19 protein-coding genes are annotated in these 21165 nt (G+C 65.6%); 4 read left to right on the top strand and 15 right to left on the bottom strand.

Translation table 11 applies throughout. The annotated features are described in order from the left end of the window. Window positions 1–8 precede the first annotated feature (8 nt). Together FQK05_RS01975 and FQK05_RS01970 are read right to left on the bottom strand one after the other, a co-directional pair. Window positions 9–1061, bottom strand: coding sequence for a C4-dicarboxylate TRAP transporter substrate-binding protein (locus FQK05_RS01975; RefSeq protein WP_233270325.1), 1053 nt, complete (start codon window positions 1059–1061; stop codon window positions 9–11). A gap of 276 nt (window positions 1062–1337) precedes the next feature. Next, window positions 1338–2918 (bottom strand): adenylate/guanylate cyclase domain-containing protein, encoded by a 1581-nt coding sequence (locus FQK05_RS01970; RefSeq protein ID WP_158964060.1) that lies wholly within the window; start codon window positions 2916–2918, stop codon window positions 1338–1340. A 264-nt stretch (window positions 2919–3182) separates the two neighbouring features. Here FQK05_RS01970 and FQK05_RS01965 point away from each other — a divergent pair, with 264 nt between their 5' ends. Continuing rightward, window positions 3183–5156: a potassium transporter Kup gene (locus FQK05_RS01965; protein ID WP_158964058.1), complete on the top strand. Its 1974-nt coding sequence runs from the start codon at window positions 3183–3185 to the stop codon at window positions 5154–5156. On the opposite strand, the gene FQK05_RS26455 is transcribed toward FQK05_RS01965, so the two are convergent. The 4 genes from FQK05_RS26455 to gap all read right to left on the bottom strand — a co-directional run bounded on the left by FQK05_RS26455 (window position 5102) and on the right by gap (window position 7431). After that, complete coding sequence (locus FQK05_RS26455; protein ID WP_407644480.1) at window positions 5102–5398, bottom strand: transposase; 297 nt, start codon at window positions 5396–5398, stop codon at window positions 5102–5104. The genes FQK05_RS01965 and FQK05_RS26455 overlap by 55 nt on opposite strands. Window positions 5399–5569: 171 nt before the next feature. Continuing rightward, window positions 5570–5911 (bottom strand): hypothetical protein, encoded by a 342-nt coding sequence (locus FQK05_RS01955; protein WP_158964054.1) that lies wholly within the window; start codon window positions 5909–5911, stop codon window positions 5570–5572. 300 nt (window positions 5912–6211) lie between these two features. Then, window positions 6212–6355: a hypothetical protein gene (locus tag FQK05_RS25805; RefSeq protein WP_199252577.1), complete on the bottom strand. Its 144-nt coding sequence runs from the start codon at window positions 6353–6355 to the stop codon at window positions 6212–6214. Window positions 6356–6426: 71 nt separating this feature from the next. After that, a complete protein-coding gene (gene gap / locus FQK05_RS01950; RefSeq protein WP_158964052.1) occupies window positions 6427–7431 on the bottom strand; it encodes a type I glyceraldehyde-3-phosphate dehydrogenase in 1005 nt (334 codons plus the stop codon). A 257-nt stretch (window positions 7432–7688) separates the two neighbouring features. On the opposite strand from gap, the gene FQK05_RS01945 reads away from it, so the two are divergent. Next, window positions 7689–8660, top strand: coding sequence for a DUF808 domain-containing protein (locus FQK05_RS01945; RefSeq protein ID WP_158964050.1), 972 nt, complete (start codon window positions 7689–7691; stop codon window positions 8658–8660). Between the two features lie 119 nt (window positions 8661–8779). On the opposite strand, the gene tkt is transcribed toward FQK05_RS01945, so the two are convergent. Next, window positions 8780–10798 carry a transketolase gene (tkt, locus tag FQK05_RS01940; protein WP_158964773.1) on the bottom strand — a complete coding sequence of 673 codons (2019 nt, stop codon included), beginning with the start codon at window positions 10796–10798 and terminating at the stop codon, window positions 8780–8782. A gap of 397 nt (window positions 10799–11195) precedes the next feature. Between tkt and FQK05_RS01935 the strand changes: the two genes are divergently transcribed. Then, on the top strand, window positions 11196–11708 hold the full coding sequence (locus FQK05_RS01935; RefSeq protein WP_158964049.1) for a nucleotide exchange factor GrpE: 513 nt from the start codon (window positions 11196–11198) through the stop codon (window positions 11706–11708). Further along, a complete protein-coding gene (locus FQK05_RS01930) occupies window positions 11708–12121 on the top strand; it encodes a cell division protein ZapA (protein ID WP_158964046.1) in 414 nt (137 codons plus the stop codon). Before FQK05_RS01935 ends, FQK05_RS01930 begins: the two co-directional genes overlap by 1 nt. A 146-nt stretch (window positions 12122–12267) precedes the next feature. On the opposite strand, the gene grxD is transcribed toward FQK05_RS01930, so the two are convergent. The 8 genes from grxD to FQK05_RS01890 all read right to left on the bottom strand — a co-directional run bounded on the left by grxD (window position 12268) and on the right by FQK05_RS01890 (window position 21067). After that, complete coding sequence (gene grxD / locus FQK05_RS01925) at window positions 12268–12630, bottom strand: Grx4 family monothiol glutaredoxin (protein ID WP_158964044.1); 363 nt, start codon at window positions 12628–12630, stop codon at window positions 12268–12270. A gap of 122 nt (window positions 12631–12752) precedes the next feature. After that, window positions 12753–12935: a hypothetical protein gene (locus tag FQK05_RS01920; RefSeq protein WP_158964042.1), complete on the bottom strand. Its 183-nt coding sequence runs from the start codon at window positions 12933–12935 to the stop codon at window positions 12753–12755. A 4-nt stretch (window positions 12936–12939) separates the two neighbouring features. Next, a complete protein-coding gene (locus FQK05_RS01915; protein WP_158964040.1) occupies window positions 12940–13182 on the bottom strand; it encodes a BolA/IbaG family iron-sulfur metabolism protein in 243 nt (80 codons plus the stop codon). Window positions 13183–13307: 125 nt separating this feature from the next. Further along, window positions 13308–14396, bottom strand: a complete 1089-nt coding sequence (locus tag FQK05_RS01910) for a hypothetical protein (protein WP_158964038.1) — start codon at window positions 14394–14396, stop codon at window positions 13308–13310. Window positions 14397–14410: 14 nt separating this feature from the next. After that, on the bottom strand, window positions 14411–16570 hold the full coding sequence (gene purL, locus FQK05_RS01905; protein WP_158964037.1) for a phosphoribosylformylglycinamidine synthase subunit PurL: 2160 nt from the start codon (window positions 16568–16570) through the stop codon (window positions 14411–14413). A 182-nt stretch (window positions 16571–16752) separates the two neighbouring features. After that, window positions 16753–19083 (bottom strand): mechanosensitive ion channel family protein, encoded by a 2331-nt coding sequence (locus tag FQK05_RS01900; RefSeq protein WP_233270324.1) that lies wholly within the window; start codon window positions 19081–19083, stop codon window positions 16753–16755. Between the two features lie 614 nt (window positions 19084–19697). Then, window positions 19698–20012: a hypothetical protein gene (locus FQK05_RS01895; RefSeq protein ID WP_158964033.1), complete on the bottom strand. Its 315-nt coding sequence runs from the start codon at window positions 20010–20012 to the stop codon at window positions 19698–19700. A gap of 149 nt (window positions 20013–20161) precedes the next feature. After that, window positions 20162–21067: a LysR family transcriptional regulator gene (locus tag FQK05_RS01890; protein WP_158964031.1), complete on the bottom strand. Its 906-nt coding sequence runs from the start codon at window positions 21065–21067 to the stop codon at window positions 20162–20164. Between the last annotated feature and the right edge of the window lie 98 nt (window positions 21068–21165).

Here is a 21165-nt window from a genome sequence, read left to right as displayed (position 1 = left end):
TCCCGATGTCATTCCTTGTCCCAGTCCCGCAGCGGCGTGGCACCGGCTGCGCGCATCCCGTCCATGTAGGTCTTCAGCATCGCGGTTGCGGGCAGACCCTGGCCATCCAGCTGCGCGGCCCAGGTCCTGGCCACGTTGTCCATGTTGGTCGCCCATTCGGCGCGCATGGTGGGGCTGGCCTCGGTGATCGTGGCGCCGGCTTCGGCCATCTTGGTGAAGGCCACATCCACGAAGGCCTCAAGGTCAGCCATGTACCAGTCGGCCGCCGCATCGGCGCCGGTGCGAAGCGCCTGCTGCACCTCTTCGGGCAGGCCGTCGTACCAGTCCTTGTTGGCGCCGATCACGCCCGCGAACTGGGCGCCAAGGCCCAGCTTGGTGATGTAGGGCGCGACCTCGTAAAGCTTGCCGGGCAGGGCGGCCGAGGCGAAGACCAGCACGCCGTCATAAACGCCAGTCTGGATCTCGTTGTAGTAGGTTGTCAGGTTTCCCGACACGCCGACGGCCCCTGTGCCGGACAGCCAGTTCACCGCAGCACCCGGGGCCGCGATCCGCCGTCCTTCCAGGTCGGCCATGGAATTGACCGGGAAATTTGTCATCAGCAGGTAGTCGTCGATGACGGTGGGGGCGCCCAGATAGACGATGTTTTCGTCGTCATAGGCCTGCTGCATGCCTTCGGCCTCAAGGTGCAGCTTGCCCATCAACTCCTGTATCGCACGGGGATCGGCGGTGACGAAGGGGGTGTAGTAGGTGACGTTCTGGATCGCCAGCTTCGCCGGATCGAACAGCGCCTGGATCGTCCCGATCTCGGCCAGGCCTTCGCCCACGGTTTCCAGTTCCTCGCCCACCTTGGCGATGGCACCGCCGAACTGGTTGTCGAAGGCCACGTCGTATCCGCTGCCTTCAAGGGCCGCGTTCACGGCCGGTTCGAAGACTTCGGGCAGCACGCGCACCCAGCGGAAGACAGGCGGGTGGCCGGCGACGACGGTGGCGGTGATGGTTTCGGCCATGGCGGCCAAGGGCGCAAGCGCAAGCACGCCTGCCATCAGGCTGGTTCTCAGCACGGGTCTCTCCTCCCATTGGGGGTCCGGCGCCCGTTGCGCCCGAACCGCAGGTCGTACCGCGCCCTTCCGGTGGACCCCGGCGGGCAGACCCGTCCGGCGCTTCCGGCCGGTTCACGGGGCGGGACCCAGGCGCTGGCGGGACCGGGCTCCTCTTCCCGGCGGACCGACTCGGCACCGCTTGTCCCGCGGCATCAAGGTCAACGATACAAGCGATGCCCGACCGATCAAGGCCCGCCACCCCGCATCCGGGAGAGGCGGGCGGGATCTGCCGCGCGGTTATTCTGCCGGGTCCGGCGCGACCTTGCCCGGGGCGAGAAGGCCCGCCACCGCGCTTTCCAGCTTTTCCCGCGTGACCGCGTCGACCTTGGTCAGGTCGATCACCATGCGGGTGCCGTCTTCGGCCAGGTCGACGGGCGGGCGGGCGACGCCCAGACGGTCCATGTCGACCTTGTAGGGATGCACCGGTCTTGAGATCCCTTTCATCGACACCTGGTCCATCTGCGTTCCCGGCACGAAATCGCGGACATAGGCATAGGTTTCCGAACTCATCACGATCCCGCCGGGTTCGGCCTGGCTTTCCAGACGGGCGGCCAGGTTCACCTCGGCCCCGATGATGGTGTAATCCATACGGTCGTCGGACCCGAAATTGCCCACGTTGCAAAAGCCGGTGTTGATGCCGATCCGGATCCGGAAGGGCCGGTCGATGCCGCGGTCCTTCCACTTGCCTTCCAGTTCTCGCATGCGGGCCTGCATCTCCAGTGCCATGCGCACGCAGGCGCGCGCGTCCTCGGCCACGCCCATGGAGGCGGGGTCGCCGAAGAAGGCCACGATGGCATCGCCGATGAACTTGTCGATGGTGGCCCCGTGATGTTCGGCAATGCGCGTCATCTCGGTGAAGTATTCGTTCAGGATCCGGGTGAGTTCCTCGGGTTGAAGCCCTTCGCTGGTCGAGGTGAAGTCCTTGATGTCGGAGAAGAAGACCGTCAGCTTCTTGCGCTCGGTCGAGATGGCGGCATCGCGTTCGCCGGCAAAGATCGACCGGAAGACCTGTGGCGGCAGGTACTTGGAAATCTTGCGGGAAATCTCGGCCAGGAAGGCGTTGTTCTGGGCCAGTTCGCTGTTCATGTCGGAATAGGTCCGGGCCAGCCGGAACTGCACCATGGCGACCAGCGCACCGATGGTGCCCGCGACCAGGATGTAGATCAGGATGAAGCGGAAGGACCAGATGTTCAGCGCCACGGGCTGGCTGACCGTGATCACCTGAAGCCCGCGGACGTCGCCCACCTTCCAGTCGGTCTTGGGGCTGCCCGGGTGGCTGTTGTGGCATGCGACGCAATCGCCCTCCATCAGGACCGGTGTCGCCAGCGACAGCGAATGGCTGAGCAGGTTGCCGGATTCCTCGACCATGGAATGGTGATCTTCGGGATCGGCTCGGAAATGGGTCAGCGCGCGTTCCTCGAAATCGGTCAGCTTGTGCGAGGTGCGGTGATCGAAATGCAGGTCGGACACGAAACGGAAGTCGGCGCCGCCTTCCAACTGGCTGATCATCTTGCCCAGTTCGATGGAAAAGGTGGCCGACAGCGGAATGGCGTTCGGCACGTCGCGAAAATTGTGGACCGACACGACCTGCCCCGTGGCCGTGTCGACCCGAGAGATCACGTTGTCGTCGTAGTACTGGCTCATCGTGTTGACGATGCGGTGGATGTTCTCGGCCTGGTGATAGAGCGAGATTTCCGACATCTCCTCGAGGTCCAGCCAGACCACAAGCGGAAGCCCCAGCACCGACACGATGACCACCGCCGCCAGCCAGAGGGGGCGTTCCAGCAATGCACGCCCGAATGTGTCCAGCTTGCTCATCTTTACCTGTCCCACACCACGGGGCGCGCACCATGGGCCCCGGTTGCGTGACATTAGGGCAGGTCGCGGAATGCGCCAATGGGGGGGCGGGTGCGGACGGGCTGCCAGCGTGGCCCGCGGGCATCACGCGACAGGTCGTCCCGGGCCGGACGCATTGCGCGGTTTGACGGTTGGGGACCTTGGACTAGGTTGGCGGCGCGACCCAGGCGGCCGGCCAGCCACGGTCGTGCGCCGGGTGCTTGTGCCGGTTATGCGAGCGTATCGATGTCGACCCAGACGCCCCCGTCCCGCGACCCCAGGGATCCGGTTCCCGAACCGCCGCTGGGTCCCGGCCCGACCGACAGCGACCCGCTGTTTGACGACGGCTTTGTCGAAGAGGACGCCAAGAAGGGACACGGCACCTGGTGGCTGGCCCTGGGCGCGGTGGGCGTCGTCTATGGCGATATCGGAACCAGCCCGCTTTACGCTTTCCGCGAGGCGCTTCGCCCCGCAGCCCGGGATGGCGTGACCGAAGCCGAGATTCTGGGCGTCGTGTCGCTGCTGATCTGGGCGCTGATCCTGATCGTCGGCCTGAAATACGTGCTGTTCCTGCTGCGTGCGGACAACCAGGGCGAAGGCGGGATCCTGTCGCTTTATGCGCTGGTCCAGACCCGCGCGCGGCGGGCCGGGCTGATATTCTTCCTGGGTGTCGTCGGCGCCTCGCTGTTCTTTGGCGATGCGATCATCACGCCGGCGATTTCGGTCCTTTCCGCGGTCGAGGGGCTGGAACTGATCCACCCGGACATGGACGACTGGATCCTGCCCATCGCAGTGGGGATCCTGGTTGGTCTGTTCTTCGTCCAGAAGCGCGGATCGGGCGGGCTGGCGGCCTGGTTCGGGCCGATCACCGCGGTCTGGTTCCTGACGCTGGCGGGGACGGGGCTGGCCCAGATGGTGCACAAGCCGCAGGTCCTGCTGGCCTTCGATCCGTTCCATGCCGTGGCCTTCGTCGCCGAACAGGGCACCGTGGGCTTCGTCGTGCTGGGCGCGGTCTTCCTGGCCGTGACAGGGGCCGAGGCGCTTTATGCCGACCTGGGCCATTTCGGGCGCAAGCCGATCCAGCTGGCCTGGTTCCTGCTGATCTTCCCGTCGCTGGTCCTGAACTATCTGGGCCAGGGCGCGCTGGTGCTGGACGATCCGGCCGCCCTGAAGAACCCGCTGTTCCTGCTGGTGCCCACCTGGCTGCTGCCGCCGCTGGTCGGGCTGGCCACGGTCGCCACGGTCATCGCCAGCCAGGCGGTGATCACGGGGGCCTTTTCCATGACCCGGCAGGCGATCCAGCTGGGTCTGCTGCCCCGGTTCGAGATCCGGCATACATCCGAGCATTCCACCGGCCAGATCTATCTGCCCGCCATCAACTGGATGCTGCTGGCGGGGGTTCTGATCCTCGTCCTGTCGTTCCGGTCGTCGGATGCGCTGGCCGCGGCCTATGGAATTGGGGTGTCGGGAACCATGGTGGTGACCACGGCGCTGGCCTTCGTCATGCTGACCCGGGTCTGGAACTGGACCAAGGCCGCGGCTGCCGCGATCTGCCTGCCGCTTCTGTGTGTCGAGATGTGTTTCCTGTCGGCCAACCTGCTGAAGCTGCCGGATGGCGGTTATGTCCCGGTCATGCTGGCGATGGTGCTGTTCGTGACGATGTGGATCTGGCACCGCGGGACCAGGTACCTGTACCAGCGCGACCAGGACCGGACCGTGCCCCTGGACGAATTCGTGCCCCAGATCGAGGCGCGGCAGGTCCTGACGGCGCCGGGCACGGCGATCTTCCTGACCGGCGACCCGACGGTCACGCCGCCGGCACTGCTGCACAATCTGAAGCACAACTATGTTCTGCACGAACATGTCGTCGTCATGACGTTCCAGACAATGGACGAGCCCCATGTCCCGGACGAACGCCGCGCGGTGATCGAGAAGATCGACGATCGTTTCACCAAGGTCCGGATCCGCTACGGATTCATGCAGACGCCGAACGTGACCCGTGCGCTGAATGTCTGCCGCAAGCAGGGGCTGAAGATGGAGGGTATGAAGACCACTTTCTTCGTCAGCCGCCGCAAGCTGGTGGCCGAGGCCCATGTCGGCCTGCCCCTGTGGCAGGCGCGGATCTATGTCCTGGTCTCGCGTCTGGCGACGGATACGAGCGACTATTACCACCTGCCACGGGACCGGGTGGTCGAGGTCGGGTTGCAGATGCCAATCTGACAGGGCGCGCCCTGCGGATCGAGGGGAGCGGGAACCGGCGTCTCGACCTGGACCCGCATCGCATTCGCCGCCTCGAACGGTGCCACCCGCAGGGCAGGGGCGCCGCATCTGGCGAGCGTCCCCGCCCGGTCCCGTTCGCCGGACCGGCAGCGGTGCGGCGTGAGGCCTGCGCAGGCGCCCCCCTGCTTCGGGGACCGGAACCGCGCCGGATCGTCAATCGTTGCCACAGAGGTCGGCGCCACGACGGGGCCAAGCAGGAATGGCCCCCGGCGCCGTCATCGGCCTTTGGCACACCGGATCGTTCGACACTTCTTCCCGAACCCGGGCGGTCGGTTCCCCGACGGCGGGGCGCAGACTCTCGCGCCCTGCGATCCGCGGGGACAGGGCAATCGCAAGGCCAGGATGCCCCTAGATCAGGTCCCGGATCTCTGCGTCCCACCGCCTGCGCAGGACCCGCCCGGGCCGCAGACCAAAGCCGCGCGAGCCGGGCCTCGCAGGCTGTTCCCGGCATCGACCGGGCGCCCCTGCAGGGACTTGCGAGCCGACATCGACCAGGCGCCTCTGGCGCGCTTCATGGCTCTCGTCAGGCGGACCGGACGGAACCAGCCCAGCCGCAGGAGCCTGACGATCCCGCGCGCATCGTTGCGGCGGGTCTTGTCCATCTGGGCCGCACGGTCGGGGGCGACCCGGCGCGTCTCCATCTGTGTCAGGGAAAACCCTGCGGCCAGCAGGCCGCGGGCCAGCCGTTCCGACATCGGCCCGCTTCCAGGCCCAGGATCTCCAGGCCATCCCGAAAGGGCACCAGAGCATCGGCGATCATGCCCGAATGGCTCTCCACCGTCGCTTCGGACACGATCTGCCTGTCCGGATCGACAATGCGCGACTGCCGTCGCCGACAACGAGACATCCAGTCCTGCAGGGGACTTCCTCGGCCATTCCCCCTGGTCAGAAACCAGGTCAGCCTGCGCCAACCTTCGATCAGGGCGCAAATCCCACAATGACCGCATCTCCGAAGCAGAGGCTGGGCGCGTGGGGGCGGCACCGGCCAGATGTCATCAGCGCCAGAAGGCCAGCCAGTCGATGAGGGCGTAGAGCTTCTTGCCCAGGAAGACGATATGTTCGTCCCCATAGACGGAGATGTCGCCGATCAGGGCGGCGACGATCAGGAGGCCGAGAGCCAGGGCAAGCTGATTGGTCATGTCGGGGCGACCATGGCGCATGAAAAACGGGGCGGCAAGGCGCCCCGTTCGATCCGTTCCGGAATGACGGCTTACGCCTGCAGGCGGCCCATGGCGACGGCCACGTCGGCCATCCGGCACGAGAAGCCCCATTCGTTGTCGTACCAGGCCAGGACGCGGACCATGCGCTTGCCGACGACACGGGTCTGGTCGGGCGCGAAGATCGAGCTTTCCTCGGTATGGTTGAAGTCGATGGAGACCTTCTGTTCCGGGTCATAGGCCATGACGCGGCCCATCTCGCCGGCGACGGCTTCGCGGACGATCTCGTTCACGTCTTCGGCGGTGACGTCCTTGCCGGCATAGAAGGTCAGGTCGACACAGGACACGTTGGGCGTCGGCACCCGGAGCGACGAGCCGTCGAGCTTGCCTTGCAGCGATGGCAGCACCTCGCCCAAGGCCTTGGCGGCGCCGGTCGTGGTGGGGATGATCGCCATGGCGGCCGCGCGGGCGCGGTAGAGGTCCTTGTGGCGGCGGTCCAGGGTGGGCTGGTCGCCGGTATAGGAGTGGATCGTGGTCATGACGCCGGATTCGATGCCGATCGCCTCGTCCAGGACCTTGGCCAGCGGCGCCAGGCAGTTGGTGGTGCAGGACCCGTTCGAGATCATCTTGTCACCGGCGGTCAGCAGGCCGTCGTTGACGCCGTAGACGATGGTCTTGTCGACGTTCTTGGCCGGGGCCGAGATCAGCACCGACTTGGCGCCGCGTTCCAGGTGCACGCTGGCCTTGGCGCCGTCGTTGAACTTGCCCGTGCATTCCAGCACCACGTCGCAGCCGGACCAGTCGAGTTCGGCGGGGTCGTAGGTCGAGAACATCTCGATCTCGCCGCGGCCCAGGTCCATCGTGTTGCCGTTAATGCGGATCTGGTCGCCATAGCGGCCGTGGACGCTGTCATAGCGCATCAGGTGGGCGGCCGTCTCGATCGGGCCGGTGGCATTGGCCTTGATCACGTTGATGTCGTTGCGGCCGCTCGACGCGATATGGGACAGCGTGCAGCGGCCGATGCGGCCAAATCCGTTGATACCGACGTTGATGCTCATGCGGGCGCACTCCTTGACGAAAGCGGATGGGTCGAATGAAGTTGATCCGGGATATAGCGCCTGCATGGCATTGCTGAAAGGTGAAATGTCTGTGTTATGAGTATGTTAGCGCAAACTGAGCGGAAATCCGGCAGGACGGGTTGCCGCAGTCGGCAAAGCCTGTGCTTCCCTGGCGTGAAGATGGCGCTAACGGTTGTCCCCGGGGGATCCTGCGCTAGGATTCCCGGCACGGAACCCTGTCTGGAACGAGGAATGCGATGAGCGGTTTGCTGGCACTGCTGGACGACGTGGCGGGGATCGCCAAGGTGGCGGCGGCCTCGGTCGACGATGTCGCGGCACAGGCGCTGAAGGCGGGGACCAAGGCCGCAGGCGCCGTGATCGACGATACCGCGGTCGCGCCCAAATACCTGCACGGGTTTTCTGCCGCGCGGGAATTACCGATAGTATGGAAGATCGCCAAGGGTTCGGTCCGGAACAAGCTGGTGTTCCTGCTGCCGGCCGGGCTGCTGCTGTCGGCCTTCGCGGACTGGGCGATTGCCCCGCTGCTGATGCTGGGCGGCTGCTATCTGTGCTTCGAGGGGGCGGAAAAGATCCACCACGCCTGGCACCACGGGCCGGAACCTGCAGTGTTCCCCGAGGACGCGGAAGGCGATCCGGCCCACCTGGAGGAGACGAAGGCGGCCGGCGCCATCAAGACCGACTTCATCCTGTCGGCCGAGATCATGACCATCGCGCTGGCGGCGATCCCGGACGGGCCGATCTGGATGGAGGCGCTGACCCTGGCCGTCGTGGCGGTGGGCATCACCGCGGCCGTCTATGGGTCCGTCGCGCTGATCGTGAAGGCGGACGATATCGGGCTGCACCTGGCGACCCATGCGCGGACCGGGATAATGCAGCGCTTCGGCCGGGGCCTTGTGCGCGTCATGCCGCCCTTCATGAAATTTCTGACCATCGTCGGCACGGCCGCGATGCTGTGGGTGGGCGGCAACATCATCCTGCACGGCTTTGCCGAGCTGGGCTTTGGCGGTCTGGACCACCTGATCATCCACATATCGGAAATCGTGGGCGCTGCGGGGCCCGGGACGGTCGAGCCGGCGTTGACCTGGATCGCCAAGGCGGCGATGGACGGGATCTTCGGTCTGGCGCTGGGGCTGGCCCTGCTGCCGGTCCTGACGCGGGCCGTCCCGGCGGTCTGGCAGGCGGTGACGGGTCGCAAGCCGGCAGAGTAGGGACGGAACGTCGGGAAAAGGAAGAAAGCCGCTTTCGGGAATCGGCTTTGACCGGGCCTTGAACGGCCCGGTTCCAAGGCCCTTTGACAGGGCCTTGGCGCCAGTGGCGGATGGAGTGCCTAGCCCAGGAGGCGGCGCACCTCGGCGGCGACACCTTCGGGCGTGATGCCGAACTTATCGAACAGGACTTCGGCCGGGGCAGAGGCGCCGAAGCCGTCCATGCCGACGAAGCCCGCCTTGGCGTCGCGGCCGCGTTCGCCGCAGAGCCAGCGGTCCCAGCCGAAGCGGACGCCGGCCTCGACGCCGACGCGGACCGGACCGGCCGGCAGGACGCGCTTGCGATAGGCTTCGTCTTGCGCCGCAAAAAGCTCCATCGATGGCATCGACACAACCCGCGTGCCGATCCCTTCGGCCTGCAGGATGTCTCGGGCCGCAAGCGCAATGGACACTTCGGACCCGGTGGCGATCAGGATCGCCTGACGCTTGCCGTCCGACTCCGCCAGTACATAGGCGCCCTGGGCCGTCAGGTTCTTGGCCTTGTGGTCCTTGCGCACGACCGGCACGTTCTGACGCGTCAGCGCCAGGACCGACGGCGTTTCGGTCGAGGTCAGCGCCAGTTCCCAGGCTTCGGCGGTTTCGACCGTGTCGGCCGGGCGGAAGACCCAGGTGTTGGGCGTGGCGCGGCTGATCGCCAGGTGTTCCACCGGCTGGTGGGTCGGGCCGTCTTCGCCCAGGCCGATGCTATCATGGGTCATGACGAAGACGGTCGGGATCTTCATCAATGCTGCCAGCCGCATCGAGGGGCGGGCATAATCGGTGAAGGCCATGAAGGTGCCGCCATAGGGCCGCACGCCGCCATGCAGCGCCATGCCGTTCATCGCGGCGGCCATGCCGTGTTCGCGGATGCCGTAGTGGATGTAGCGGCCCTTGCGGTTTTCCGGCCCGAAGATACCCAGATCGCCCGTCTTGGTGTTGTTCGATCCGGTCAGGTCCGCAGACCCGCCCACGGTTTCCGGCAGGATCGGGTTAACGACTTCCAGCACCTCTTCCGAGCTTTTCCGCGTCGCGGCAGGTTTGCCCGCGTCGGAGGCCTGTTTCTTCAGCGCCCGGATGGTGGAGGTGACCTTCGGCGGCAGGGCACGATCATAAATGCGCTGGAATTCGGCCTGCTTGCGTTCGGAAATGGCGCCCATCCGCTCTTCCCAGGCGGCGCGTTCATCGGCACCGCGGGCACCGATGGCTTCCCACTCGGCCTTCACCTCTGCCGGGATCTCGAACGGGCCGTGGGCCCAGCCATAGGCGGCTTTGGTGTCGGCGATCAGCTTGGCGTCGGTCAGGGCGCCGTGGCCCTTGGAGGTGTCCTGCGCGGACGACCCCAGCGCGATATGCGTCTTGCAGGCGATCATCGTGGGCATGGCCGATTTCCTGGCCTTGGTCAGGGCCGCGTCGATGGCGTCCGGATCGTGGCCGTCGACTTCGAACACTTCCCAGCCGGAGGCGCGGAAGCGGGCCACCTGGTCGGTGCGGCAGGCCAGATCGACGGTGCCGTCGATGGTGATGTTGTTGTTGTCCCAAAGGACGATCAGCCTGCCCAGTTCCAGGCGGCCGGCAAGGCTGATCGCCTCCTGGCTGACGCCTTCCATCAGGCAGCCGTCGCCGGCCATGACATAGGTGTAGTGATCGACCAGCCGCGCACCGAAACGGGCGCGCTGGATCTCTTCGGCAATGGCGAAGCCGACCGAATTGGCCAGACCCTGGCCCAGCGGGCCGGTCGTGGTTTCAATGCCCGAAGCATGGCCGTATTCCGGGTGACCGGCGGTCTTGGCGCCCCACTGGCGGAAGTTCTTGATCTCTTCCAGCGTGATGTCCGGGTTCCCGGTCAGGTAAAGCAGGGAATAGAGCAGCATCGACCCGTGGCCGGCCGACAGGATGAAACGGTCGCGGTCGGGCCAGTTGGGGGCCTTGGCGTCGAACTTCAGGTGCTTTTCGAACAGTACGGTGGAGGCGTCGGCCATGCCCATCGGCATGCCGGAATGGCCCGAGTTGGCGGCGGCAACGGCATCCAGCGTCAGCGTGCGGATGGCGGCGGCTTTCATCCAGTGCGCCGGGTTCTTGGTGCGCAGGACGTTCAGATCCAGGGGTGCGTTCACGGCGTTCTGTTCCTTCGGCTCGTGCCGCCGGCCCGTGGTCAGGTCGGGGGCGGCGGCAATCGGTCTGCGACGATGCGCGGGCTAGGGCGCCGCTTCGGTGGAAGCGGGCCTTGATCGTGGGCGCTCAATAGCATCCGCGCCCCAAAGATCAAGCAAGCGGAGCACCGGGCGCGCGGTGCGGGTCAGCAGGTTCCAGCAAGCCCTTGAAACCTAAGGGGAGGCATTTTCCCCGCGCATTGGCTAATGTATGCGGACCGGCCGGGCCCTGCGATTCGCGTCTTGAATGCGGGCAGTGCCGGTTGGGGCAGGCCGGGGGAAACCGGCCGCGCGGGGACGGGAACCAGAGGCACAGAGCTGACCATACGCTCGGGAAGGTGAAACGGGCATGAGCCAGATCGAAGACCTGCAAGGCAGGCTGACGGCGGCGCTGGCGCGCATCGGCAAGGAGATCGATGCGCTGGAGGCCGACACGGATGAAGGACCGCTGAAGGCGCTGGAAACCGCGCTGGAGGACGAAAAGCTGGCCAATGCCCAGCTGGAGGAACGGCTGACAGGGCTGAAGACCCGCCACGCCGAGGAAATCGAGGCGCTGAAGGCCGAACTCGACCGCACGGCGGAACTGGACCAGTTGAAGGCGCAGTTGTCGGCGCAGTCTGACGCGATGGTGCGCCTGGACATGGAGATGCAGCGCCTGCGCGCGGCCGGCGAACAGTTGCTGGCCACCAGCGAGGGAATGCGCACGGCCGAGACCGGGTCCGACGCGATGGCCGCAAAGATCAACCGCGCGATGCTGGCCGAGCTGGAGGCGCTGCGTGCGCTTCGGGCCGGCGACATGGCCGAGGCCGGCGCCGTGCTGGCCAAGCTTGAGCCGCTTCTTGCCGCGGCGGAGGTGAATTGATGCCGGAAGTGACGATCCAGATCGGCGGGCGCGATTTCGACGTGGCCTGCCAGCCGGGCGAAGAAAGCTTCCTGAAGTCGGCGGCCAAGATGCTGGACGACGAGGCTCAGGTCCTGGCGGACCAGTTGGGCCGGATGCCCGAGGCGCGGATGCTGCTGATGGCGGGGCTGCTGCTGGCGGACAAGACCGCGGCGGTCGAGGACCGGATCAAGGAAGTCGAAGCACAACTGGCCGAACGCGACGCGGAACTGGTCCGGCTGAAATCCGCGCCGCCGCCGGAGCCGGTGAAGATCGACGTACCCTTCGTCCCGAAAGAAGTGACTGACGCCATGACCGAAATGGCTGATCAGGCCGAAGCCTATGCTCTGAGGCTGGAAAAGAGGGCCGAGGAGAAGGCCGCGCAGGCGTCCTGATATTCAGGAAGGTCGTCAGACCGGCCAGAGGCAGGGAGGGCGCTTTGAACGCGTCTTCGCGGCGTCGGCCGGTCGCAGGGCGGGCCGTTATCGAAGGGCACAAGGCGCTTTCAAAGCGCCTTGGACCGTTGCCGATCAGGCCGAAATCAGGCGTTGGCTTCGCGGATCTTGTCGGCGGCGTCCTTGTCATAGGCCACGCCCGATTGTTCGAACAGCGTGTCCAGTTCGCCCGACAGGGTCATTTCCGTGATGATGTCGCAGCCGCCCACGAATTCGCCCTTCACGTAAAGCTGCGGGATGGTCGGCCAGTCCGAAAATTCCTTGATCCCCTGGCGCACGCCTTCATCCGCCAGAACGTTCACGTCCAGGAATTCGACGCCCATGTAGTTCAGCACCCCCGCCACACGCGAGGAGAAGCCGCATTGCGGCATCGATTTGGTGCCCTTCATGAACAGAACGACATCGTTGGCGGCCACGGTATCGCCGATACGGGTCTTCACGTCGGTCATTTGCTTATCCTTCATCCTGTTCGGATCCTAGCCCCGCGGGCGGGATCCGGTGAAATACCGGGCAGCGGCCCGGCGTCAATGTCATCGTCCGGTCGTCATGGGCGACCGGTCTTCCGGTCCCGTCATCCGATCCGTTCGCCTGCTTCCTCGGCCGGCGGCGCGCGGCGGGCGGTCGGGTCGTTGGCGTCGAATTCCGGCCCGAAGGGGGCACGGCTGCGGCGGCGGCGGAACCATGCCTCGGCCACGGCGCCCAGCACGGCCAGGATCAGTACGGCCGCCACGATATGAAACGCGCTGGTTTCCATCCGCCTACTCGGGCACCCGCGTCGTCAGGGCCAGCGCGTGCAGTTCCCCGTGCGAGCCGTCCATCTTGCCCTGCAGCGCCTTCATCACGGCGCGCTGCTGCTGGACCCGGTTCTGGCCGCGAAAGCTTTCGTCCACCACCTCGGCCGCATAGTGGTTGCCGTCTCCGGCCATGTCGGTGATCGTGATCTTCGCCTGCGGAAAGCTGGCGCGGATCAGGTCCTCGATTTCGTGGGCTTGCATCGCCATGTCAGCATCCTTGTTTGTCGCTTCAGAAATAGGACGCGCGCCGCCGCCGCGCAAGCGGGGCGGCGCATCGCATTGTCATCGTCATCACCTGACATTCCCGGTGCGGGGCGCGTGGCCAGGGCATGTCAGGCCCGCGCGCCGGCCCCGGCGGGGCCATGGGGTGTGCGCGGGTCGTCCGGGCGCAGGCGGCGGGCAAAGTCGTCTTCCCCGCCGGTCATCTGGCGCAGCTGCAGTTCGGCCCAGGCGTCGGTCATCCGCAGCATGAATGCGTCGTGATGGTCTTCCGCCTCCAGCGATTGGGCCTGTGGTACGGTCTTCTGTCCGGCCTCTTGCAGGGCGGGCACGAAACAGGGGGCGCCGATCCAGGTGTCGTCCATCTCTTGCGCATCGCCCGACGCATGTTCGGCCATCCGGTCGTAAAGCTCCTGCGGCAGGCGCAGCGGTTCGCCCTCGCCGGCCGATGGCATTTCCGCAAGGATGCGGCCGAACTGCTTGCCGAAGATGACGGGCATTTCGTTCCTGTAGCCCTTCGCGGCGCGGAACTTCTGCTGCAGGCGGCGCAGCAGGACCAGGTCCGGCAGCGTCAGCGACGGGTTTTCGTCGACCGACAGCTTCGCCTCATCCAGCGCGTAACCGCCGGCACCGAACAGTTGTTCCAGGATGTCGTGGCGGATATCGCCCCGGGCCAGGCGCTCGCGCACGAAGGGGCGCACGGTCAGCCGGTCGCCGAAGACGCGGCGCCAGCGTTCCATCCGCGGGGCATAGCGCAGCCGGCCGGCGGCTTCGAACCGGTCGTAGAAATCGGCGAAGGATCCGGTCTCGTGCCCCAGCTTCAGGTTTTCGGCGAACTGGGACAGGACGCGCCCGGCATGGGGGCGGACATAGACGATGACGCGGGCGGTTTCGGCAAGGTCGGGCAGGTAGGTTTGCAGCGCCGCGGCCAGCTTGCGCGGGGCCGAGAATTCGAAAAGCTCGCTCGACAGGACGGCCATGTCCCAGGGGCGGCCCTCGATCCGGCGGGCCAGGTTCGACCACCGCTGCGGGGCGGTGGCCGGCCTTTCGTTCAGGCTGCGCGCCAGCCCGGAATGGTTGCGGTCGGTCGGATAGATCCAGCGTCGGCCAGGAACGGTCACGGCGTCCGAGGCCAGCATCGTCTGCACCACGGTGGATCCCGTCTTGCAGTCGCCGACATGGATGACCAGTTGCCGTTCCATTCCGGTCGGACCCGTCAGGCCAGCGCCCCGGCAAAGGCACCGCGATACAGCGCGGAAAGTTCCGCCAGCGAAGCCTCGGACCCGCCGTACTTTACCGTGTCGCCGCCGAACTTGCCGACGGTTGCGATGGGCACGCCCGCGGCGGATGCGGCCAGCACCAGCGCTTCGGCCGAATCGAAGTCGGCGGCGATCAGGTAGCGTGCCTGGTCTTCACCGAAGAGGAACGGCGTCTCGCCGCTGTCGATGTGAACGCCCACGCCACTGCCCTCTGCCAGCTCGAACGCCGCCAGCGCCAGGCCGCCATCGCCCAGGTCGGTGCAGGCCGCGATCAGCGCGTGTTTGGCGCGGATGAAGTCGCCGGCGGCCTTTTCGGCCTGCAGGTCCACGGCGGGGGCATCGCCGTCCTCGCGGTGGAAGACTTCGGCCAGCAGGGCGGACTGGCCCAGGTGGCCGGTCGTTTCACCCACCAGCAGCGCCACCAGGCCGTCGCGCACGGCGCGGCCGATGACGTCTTCGACCGAGGATATCAGGCCCACGGCGCCGATGGTCGGCGTCGGCAGGATCGGTTGCCCGTCGGTTTCGTTGTAAAGCGACACGTTGCCCGACACGATGGGCATGTCGAGCGCGATGCAGGCGGCACCGATGCCCTTGATGGCGCCCACGAACTGGCCCATGATCTCGGGCTTTTCGGGGTTGCCGAAGTTCATGTTGTCGGTCGTGGCCAGCGGCAGGGCGCCCACCGCGGTCAGGTTGCGATAGGCCTCGGCCACGGCCTGCGCACCACCGGCTTCGGGGTTGGCGCGGACATAGCGGGGCGTCACGTCCGACGTGAAGGCCAGCGCCTTGTCGGTGCCATGGACCCGCACGATGCCCGCACCCCAGCCGGGCGTGCGGACGCTGTCGGCCATGACGGTGCTGTCGTATTGTTCGTAGACCCAGGCCTTTTCGGCATAGTTGGGCGAGCCGATCAGCGCCTTCAGACCGTCGATCGGGTCAATGGTCGGCACGTCGTCCATCGGCGCGGGCGCTGGCGTCGGTTCCCACGGACGGTCGTATTCGGGCGCATTGCCCGACAGCGCCTTCAGCGGCAGATCGGCTTTCACCTCGCCGCCATGGAGGATGATGAACCGGTCCTCGGCAATTGTTTCGCCTACGATGGCAAAGTCCAGGTCCCACTTGTCGAAGACGGCCTTGGCTTCGGCCTCCTTCTCGGGACGCAGGACCATCAGCATGCGTTCCTGGCTTTCCGACAGCATCATCTCGTAGGCTGTCATCGCCGTTTCGCGCACCGGCACAAGGTCCAGGTCCAGTCGGATGCCCAGGTCTCCCTTGTCGCCCATCTCGACCGCGGAACAGGTCAGGCCCGCGGCGCCCATGTCCTGGATCGAGATCACGGCGCCGGTCTGCATCAGTTCCAGGCAGGCTTCCATCAGGCGCTTTTCGGTGAAGGGGTCGCCGACCTGGACGGTGGGACGCTTCTCTTCGATCGTCTCGTCGAATTCGGCCGATGCCATGGTGGCCCCGCCGACGCCGTCGCGGCCCGTCTTGGCGCCAAGGTAGACAACCGGCATGCCAACGCCAGAGGCGGCCGAATAGAAGATCTTGTCGGCATCTGCGAGACCGGCGGCAAAGGCGTTCACAAGGCAGTTGCCGTCATAGGCGCTGTGGAATCGCACCTCGCCACCCACGGTCGGCACGCCGAAGGCGTTGCCATAACCGCCGATGCCGGCCACGACGCCCGCGACCAGCGACCGGGTCTTGGGGTGATCCATCCGCCCGAAGCTGAGCGCGTTCATCGCCGCGATGGGCCGCGCGCCCATGGTGAAGACGTCCCGCAAGATCCCACCGACGCCGGTGGCCGCGCCCTGATAGGGTTCGATGTAGGACGGGTGGTTGTGGCTTTCCATCTTGAAGACCACGGCCTGACCGTCGCCGATATCGACCACGCCGGCATTTTCGCCCGGGCCGCAGATGACCTGCGGGCCCTTTGTCGGCAAGGTGCGCAGCCATTTCTTCGACGACTTGTAGGAACAGTGTTCGTTCCACATGGCCGAGAAGATGCCGAGTTCGGTGAAGGTCGGCTCGCGCCCGATGATCTCCAGGATCAGGGCATATTCGCCTGGCTTCAGCCCGTGGCTTGCGATCAGCTCTTCGGTGATGGCCGGTTCCTGCATCATGTCCCCCGCGGATGATTGCGGCCTCCTTTACGACAGGGGCGCGACCGGGGGAAGGGGCAGGGCACCGCATTCGGTGCAACCGCGGCAGCGAAGCCCGGAAATGCAGCGCGCGCCCCGTCGGTTTCCCGTCGGGGCGCGCGCGCCTGGTGGCCGGGGTTCGTGCCCCGGTCCGTCCCTCGTTATTCGGATGCGGCCCGCGCTGCCCGTGCAGCTTCGCCGGCTGCGATCTTGGCCCTCAACTCGTCCAGTTCCTCGTCGGTCATGTCCTCGAAGTCCTGGCCCTCGGGCATCGCGATACGCACCTCGCGGCGGGCGAACTCGATACCGTTCTCGGCAAAGGCTTCCTTGACCTTGTTGTAGATCTCTTTCCGGATCGTGAACTGGGTGCCCGGGCGCGCCATGAACTTGCCGCGCACGATCATGCCCACGTCGTTGAAGTCGAAGACGCCCTGGCTCTTGAAGGTTTCCATCAGCCCGTCCGAAGCGAGCGGATCCGCCTGGATGTCCTTGCCGATCTGCTTGAACAGCTTCTTGATCAGGTTCGGATCGGTGTCGAAAGGCACGGTGAACTTCAGCTTCATGATCACCCAGTCACGGCTCATGTTCGAGATTTCCTTGATCCCCCCGAACGGAACCGTCTGCAGGATGCCGCGGTGGTGGCGCAGCTGCATCGACCGGATCGAAATCTTCTCGACCGTGCCCATGACGCTGCCGACCGAGACGTATTCACCCACTCGGAAGGCATCGTCGACCAGGAAGAAGACGCCGGACACGATGTCCGACACCAGCTTCTGCGCGCCGAAGCCGATGGCCAGGCCGATGATCCCGGCGCCAGCCAGAAGCGGGGTGATGTCGATGCCAAGGTTCCCCAGAGCCAGCAGCGCAAAGAGAACGATGATGCCGGCCTGTGCGATCATGCGCACCAGAGGCAGGACGGTCGCCAGCCGCGAGGTGCCGCCATGGCTGCCGCCTTCGCCGCCCGCCGCGGCCTCGGGGATCGAACCGCCTTCTTCCAGCGTCTGTGCGTCGGTGCTTTCCCGCGCCAGCTTGCGGTTGATGTAGAGCGATACCGCCTCGTACAGGACGAAGCCCACCGCGGCCGTCAACAGGAAGTTGACGAAATGCGCCGCCGGACCGACACCGCCCGAGAACGAGATCAACTTCATGTCCCAGGTTTCGGCGATGATCATCAGGACCAGGATCAGGGTGACCATCCGGCCGATACGGACATAGGCGCGCTTGGCCTGATGATAGGCGGACCGGGCCACGGCGCCGTCGCCCGTCATCGGCGGCACGAGGTGCTGGACCACGCCCCGGATCACGGTGTCCAGCGCGGGCAGGACCACCAGCCAGAACAGGGTCACATAGGTCGCGCCGCCGCCCAGAAGGGCCCATTTCTGGAACCCGAAGGCCAGCACCGTCACGACCCAGATGAAGACGTCGACGCCGATGATCCAGTAGGGATAGACATAGGCCATGTTCTCGTCGAACCGGGTCCGGTCCGGATCGGTGCCGCGGATGATGTCGCGCAGACCTTCGCGTGCCGTCCAGGCGATGACCGCCAGATACAGCTGCGCGGCCAGGTTCATCAGGAACGACAGCGAGATGCCTTCACCCGCATGGCCGCCGAACAGGAAGTTGATCGCCGGGATGAACAGCGTCAGTCCCATCAGGGCGAAAAGACCGGTCAGGTTGCGCTGCAGGTATCTGGCCCAATGGTCGGCACAGTTCACCAGCCGCAGCTCGGGATGCTCGGGCGCGAAGACGAACCGGGTCAGCGTGGCGCTGATCCGCGGGATCATGATCATGTAGAGCAGGAACGGATGCGCGATCGAGATGCCGACGCGCGTGTGCAGGAAGATCCCCACCAGGCGCGCCACGGCGAAGAAGACGATCAGGCCGATCAGCTGCCGGAACAGGCGCCGGGCCAGGTACAGGATGGAATCGCGCAGCGTGTCGCCCGCGGGCGGGGCAACGTCGCCCTGCATCCTCTGCAGCACCTTGCGGACCGCGGCTTCGGCCGCGAAGCCGACTGCGAGCGAGATGGCGAGCATCAGAAGCAGCTTCCAGATCCCGACAAAGCCCAGTTCGGCATGGATCTGCTGAAGGACGTTCTTTTCCATCTCGATCATGGTGCCAAAGCCGGTAGCAGTGGCGACGAGCGGGCTGACGAAGGCCTGGGCCAGCACTGTCAGCTGCTGGAACAGCGTGGGTTTCGCGGGGGCGGCCGCTTCCTGGGCCGCGACGGCGTCCAGACGGTCCAGCAGCATCGACCGAACCTGGTCGTCCGACATGCGGGCGACCATCGCGTCGATGGCTTCCTTGGACATGTCGGGGGACGGGTCGGCCGTCGTCTTGTCGCCGCTGGCTTCTGCCGACTGCGTGGCTGCCAGAAGCGCGGCCTGGGCAGAGGCCTTGGCGGGTAGGCTGACAACTGTCAGCGCCAGGAGGCAGATTACAAAAAGGGATCGCATGGCCGACCCCATGCGATCGGGGAACAGGAACTTCATTTCGGCCTCACACTTAGGCGGTTGTCGGCGCAATTGCTAACATCTGCGGGCCCGATTGTATTGCCGGTTCAGGTGGTGAAACGGTTTTGAAACAGGGAACGTGCCCAAGCCGCAACGGGATACGGACACAACTGTAACCCTGCGCACAGTTCCGCATGCCCCAAGGGCAGCGCGCTTGGGCGAACGACCAAAAAAAAGGCCGAGCACTAAGCTCGGCCGAGGTCCAACAGGGAGGTATGAAGATGAGCGGGTAAACCCGTCCGCCTTCAAGAGCCGATTTATGCGGCAAGGGTCTCTGTTTCAAGCATAATTCTCGTGCAGTCTGTCAACACCGCCATGCGCTGTGTGCATGGCTAATTCAGAAACCGGTTTGGCTGCCGCACGGAATCCCGCTCAGGTTGTCTTATTTCATTGGTCGCAAAGCTTCTAGGGGTCGGGTTTTCGGGAGAATTCTCAGAATGGCGCAGTTTTCGGCGCTCTGGCGGTTTTTTGCCGATCAGGGTCGGGAGGGGGTTCGCCGGCCTGATCCCGCGCCTGGTCGGACGGGTTTCATGCCGGGGATATCAGGACCTGGGCGTTCAGTGAGCGGGGGATGGTGCGCGGGGCAGCGCGTCCTAGCGGCTGCGGTCTTGAGCACACCATTCAAGAAGCCGGTACATCGTCCAGACGGGTAGCACGAAGACAGCCGTCAGGGTCCCGCCCGCAAAGGGGTGAAGGATATCCGTGGCTGTCGCGCGCAGCATGAAGGACAGCGGCAACGCTGCCGCCGAATAGACAGTGTAGGCGATCAGCAGGATTGCAAAGGCCGCGACCCAGTAAATGGCCCAGACAACCGCGACAAGGCGGGGTCTGCCGGTCAAGCTGAGGAGAAGAAAGACGATTGCGGAGCAGGCCATGGACGTTGACACAGCTTCCACCGCTGCCAGCACGTGGTCCTGTCCGTCAGAGGTCAACACAAGATAACCGAATGATATCAGCGTGATGGTTCCGAGGGCGGCAATCCACTTTGCCGCATCTCTTCGGAGTGCTTGTCCTTTCGGCACAAGGGGGCTTCCCTATCGGGGGCTACGCGGTCAGGTCAAAGCTCGCCCATCTGGCGCAGCTGCCGGCGGTGGGCGATGACCTCGTCCTGGACGAATTCGCGGAAGGCGGCGATCCGTTGCGACTGGCGCAGTTCCTCGGGGTAGGCGAGGTAGACCGGCACTTCGGCCGACTCGATTTCCGGGAAGGCGCGGACCAGCTGGGGGAAGTCCTCGATCAGGTAGTCGGGCAGGATGCCCAGTCCCAGATCGGACAGCACAGCCTGCAAGACGCCGAAATAGTTGTTCACCGTCAGCAGCGAATGCGGGTTGTAGGCCAGAAGGTGCTGGATCATCACCGCCCCGGCGCTAACCTGCGGGGTCGACGGGTTCTGGCAGATCAGCCGGTGCCGCGTCACGTCTTCCAGCGTCTGCGGCACGCCGTTCTGTTCCAGGTACTTGCGTGAGGCATAGATGCGCATCTGCACGCCCATCAGCCGCTTCCTGACAAGGTCCGCCTGGCTGGGCTCCTTCATTCGGATGGCCACGTCGGCCTCGCGCATGGGCAGGTCCATGACCCGCTCCTCCAGCATGAGGTCGACCTTCATGTCCGGATACATCTCGTAGAACTTGCCCAGCCGCGGCGCCAGCCACAGCGTGCCAAACCCGGTGGTGGTGGTGACACGCAGTTCGCCGAACACCTCGTCCGCGCTGTCGCGGATCCGCGCCCACGCGGTATCCAGCCGGCGCGACATGGATTTCGTCGCGTCGAACAGCAGCTCTCCCTGTTCCGTCAGAATCAGCCCGCGGGCGTGACGGTGAAAGAGCGTGGCGTTCAGGTTTTCTTCCAGCGCGCGGATCTGGCGGCTGACCGCCGACTGCGACAGGTTAAGACGCTCACCTGCATGGGTCAGCGACCCCGCATCCGCGACCGCGTGGAAAATCCTGAGCTTGTCCCAATCCATGTTTCTGCTTTCGATCCCCGGGGAAGGTTCTACATATTAGAGGTGCAAGTTCGCAGGCAAGCAACAGTTGTACGATACAGGTCTTAGGCCTTGCCGGA

Source organism: Chachezhania sediminis, assembly GCF_009765275.1.
Classification (GTDB): Bacteria; Pseudomonadota; Alphaproteobacteria; order Rhodobacterales; family Rhodobacteraceae; genus Chachezhania; species Chachezhania sediminis.
Note: the sequence above shows the minus strand (reverse complement) of the source record. Positions and strands in the feature narration are given on the sequence as shown.

Bases quoted from the DNA above. Each gene is read 5' to 3' on its own strand.
- FQK05_RS01970 (WP_158964060.1), bottom strand. From the start codon at position 2,918: ATGAGCAAGCTGGACACATTCGGGCGTGCATTGCTGGAACGCCCCCTC.
- FQK05_RS01965 (WP_158964058.1), top strand. From the start codon at position 3,183: ATGTCGACCCAGACGCCCCCGTCCCGCGACCCCAGGGATCCGGTTCCC.
- FQK05_RS01955 (WP_158964054.1), bottom strand. From the start codon at position 5,911: ATGTCGGAACGGCTGGCCCGCGGCCTGCTGGCCGCAGGGTTTTCCCTG.
- FQK05_RS25805 (WP_199252577.1), bottom strand. From the start codon at position 6,355: ATGACCAATCAGCTTGCCCTGGCTCTCGGCCTCCTGATCGTCGCCGCC.
- gap (WP_158964052.1), bottom strand. From the start codon at position 7,431: ATGAGCATCAACGTCGGTATCAACGGATTTGGCCGCATCGGCCGCTGC.
- FQK05_RS01945 (WP_158964050.1), top strand. From the start codon at position 7,689: ATGAGCGGTTTGCTGGCACTGCTGGACGACGTGGCGGGGATCGCCAAG.
- FQK05_RS01935 (WP_158964049.1), top strand. From the start codon at position 11,196: ATGAGCCAGATCGAAGACCTGCAAGGCAGGCTGACGGCGGCGCTGGCG.
- FQK05_RS01930 (WP_158964046.1), top strand. From the start codon at position 11,708: ATGCCGGAAGTGACGATCCAGATCGGCGGGCGCGATTTCGACGTGGCC.
- grxD (WP_158964044.1), bottom strand. From the start codon at position 12,630: ATGACCGACGTGAAGACCCGTATCGGCGATACCGTGGCCGCCAACGAT.
- FQK05_RS01920 (WP_158964042.1), bottom strand. From the start codon at position 12,935: ATGGAAACCAGCGCGTTTCATATCGTGGCGGCCGTACTGATCCTGGCC.
- FQK05_RS01915 (WP_158964040.1), bottom strand. From the start codon at position 13,182: ATGGCGATGCAAGCCCACGAAATCGAGGACCTGATCCGCGCCAGCTTT.
- FQK05_RS01910 (WP_158964038.1), bottom strand. From the start codon at position 14,396: ATGGAACGGCAACTGGTCATCCATGTCGGCGACTGCAAGACGGGATCC.
- purL (WP_158964037.1), bottom strand. From the start codon at position 16,570: ATGCAGGAACCGGCCATCACCGAAGAGCTGATCGCAAGCCACGGGCTG.
- FQK05_RS01900 (WP_233270324.1), bottom strand. From the start codon at position 19,083: ATGAAGTTCCTGTTCCCCGATCGCATGGGGTCGGCCATGCGATCCCTT.
- FQK05_RS01890 (WP_158964031.1), bottom strand. From the start codon at position 21,067: ATGGATTGGGACAAGCTCAGGATTTTCCACGCGGTCGCGGATGCGGGG.